2 protein-coding genes are annotated in these 2,460 nt (G+C 60.7%); one reads left to right on the top strand and one right to left on the bottom strand.

The window, feature by feature from the left end; all coding sequences use genetic code 11:
* On the top strand, positions 1 to 1,367 hold a 1,367-nt coding region (locus tag EOA29_RS41805; RefSeq protein ID WP_189479069.1), incomplete at its 5' end, for a hypothetical protein.
* A gap of 522 nt (positions 1,368 to 1,889) precedes the next feature.
* Here the strand turns inward: EOA29_RS41805 and EOA29_RS33075 are convergent.
* Positions 1,890 to 2,460: phosphoenolpyruvate carboxylase (locus EOA29_RS33075; protein WP_127222182.1), on the bottom strand; the 571-nt coding region annotated here is incomplete at its 5' end.

The following is a 2,460-nucleotide window of genomic DNA, read 5'->3' as shown; positions in this document are numbered from 1 at the left end:
AATCGGACCTTGATCTACTTGTTGCGAAGTCTGATCAACATCGGGCCGCCCAGGCCTTGCTCGGCTCCGGACTCAAGCGCTTCGAACCCTCCAATTGCCACGGCCATCCTGCAGTCCAGAGCTTTCTTGGCTACGACGAGCCGAGCGGGCGCATCGTCCATCTCCATCTTCACTTCCGCTTAGTTGTCGGCGAACCGATCTTGAGGAACTATCAGCCTCCTTGGGAACGCCTATTTCTGGCCTCGGCGATCCGACACCCCACACTGCCTCTCCGGATGCTCGATCCGGCAAGCGAGGCATTGCTGCTTGTGGTGCGAGCCAGCCTCGAGCTGCGGCGTCGAGATCCCATCGTGTTTCGCCACTGGCAAAGGTTACAGGAGAACTTCGAACTGGACCGGCTGCATGTGGCGTTACGGGTCGACCGGCACAGTTTCCGTGGTCTCGCGGCAAAGCTTGTGAATAAGGACCTCGCGGAAGCCATTGCCAAGGAATTGTTCGAAACGCAGACCTTCATGGCCCGGCGTCGCCTTCACGCCCGGATTCGCAAAGAACTGGCGGCGTACCGAACCTACAATGGCCTAGAAGCCGTTCTGCGCGGTATCGGCCGGGTAATCTTGTGGACCGCCGGAAGTCTGAACAAGCAGTTCCTGCATGTGCCCCGCCCCTGGAGCCGCCGTACGCCCGGCAGCGGCATGGTGGTAGCCGTAGTCGGGATCGACGGTAGCGGCAAGACCACGCTTGTGACAGCGATCCGCCAGTGGCTGGAGTCGGAAGTTGACGTGCTCCCGATATATTTCGGCACCGGGGGTGGTAGGCCATCGCTGCTGTTGCTGCCGTTCAAGTTGCTGGTACCGATCGTCACCCGGGCGCTTGGAACCAAGCCCGCCGGCAGCTCGCATGGCACCGTGACCGACAGTTCGCCGGGCCCCCTCTACAGTATTCTGCTTGCCGTATGGGCAAGCGTCCTCTCTGTAGAGAAGCGGATGAAGCTGGTGGCCGCGCGCCGCGGTGCGGATCGTGGAATGGTCGTCGTTGCCGATAGGTTCCCTCAAGACCAGATCATAGACTTCAACGATGCTCCGCTGCTGCCCCGATTGGCCAAAGTCCCAGCCTGGCTTCGGCGTTTCGAGGCCAGCTCTTATGCGCTTGCCCGTCGTCTGCCGCCGGATCTCGTCATCAAACTGCAGGCCACCCCCGAAGTCATCATGAAGCGCGAGCCGGACATGGATCCGCTGGTCGTTCGAAGGCGAGTGCCGGCCCTGCAGCAACTGACCTTCGGAGGCACTGTGGTGGTGAACCTCGATGCCGGGGAACCGTTGGCCGACGTTATCGGTTCAGCCAAGGCCGCGATCTGGCAGATGCTTTGAGTACGTACGAGATCAGCTCGGGGTGGTCATGGAATAACGAGATAGCGCAACGGCAGGCTAACTGCCCAGTGCCGGAGTACATCGGCGAAAAGACTTGCAATCGTGTTCCGCAAAGGGCTCTGCCTCTTCCTAAGTCTGCCTCTTCCTAAGAGGGCGCCTGCCTCGCGCGACGACGCCCATTCGCAGGCTATCGGTATAGCCAATTTTGACGAAGGGGACGGCCTTCAGAAAGTAGATCATTTCCAACACCTTGGATTCGGGCGCGCTATTTGAGTTCGTAAGTGCTGGCAACGGCCATTTTCGGCCCGAACCTTGCGCAAGTCGTTGAACCTCCTCAGAGTGCAAGAATTCTCGACCGCACCATTTTCCCCCCAAAAAGATATTTCTTGAATGAGCCCGTGGATCGAAGCGGCTCGGCGCGTCCGTCTCTGTCTCTGAGGACCAAAACAGATGCGGTGGCAGGTTCTGAGGGCCGCACCGCCGCTTCGAGTTTTCCAAACAGGCAGTTCGGCAAACCCCGGCCTATCCCGTCCAGCCAAGCCCGGCCGAGATGCAATTGATCGACACGAGCAGAGCGTCGGTCGCCCGCTTTTGGTCCGCCGTGTTTGCCCGAACTTCACGCAGCAGATCGACCTGGAGCAGGTGAATGTCATCCATCTGCCGGCGCAGATTGTCGAACCGCCGCTTGAACATCGGAAAGCGCGCGGAAAGATCGCCTCCCGTGAGGTCACCGATCAGGCGTCGCGTCAGCTCGTATTCGGCGGCGATCCGGGCGTGGATTCTTGCTGCCGCATCGCTATCGGACACCAGGCCGGCGTAGAGCCGCGCGATCTCCATGTCGGACTGGTAAAGCGTCTTCTCGGCCTCGTCGACGATCAGGCGGAAGAAGCGCGAGTGCTCGAACATGCGGGCCAGAAGGTCGCGCCCGGCTTCGCCGCGCACTGTAACGAAAGAACTCAGCGCGCTGCCGATGCCATACCAGCCGGTCAACAGATGGCGGTTCTGGCTCCAGGCGAACACCCATGGAATGGCGCGCAGGTCGGCAATGCCGCTGGCGCCGAAACGGCGATCCGGCCGCGAGCCCATTTTCAGG

It is taken from the genome of Mesorhizobium sp. M1E.F.Ca.ET.063.01.1.1, assembly GCF_003998155.1.
Lineage (GTDB): Bacteria > Pseudomonadota > Alphaproteobacteria > Rhizobiales > Rhizobiaceae > Mesorhizobium.
Note: the sequence above shows the minus strand (reverse complement) of the source record. Positions and strands in the feature narration are given on the sequence as shown.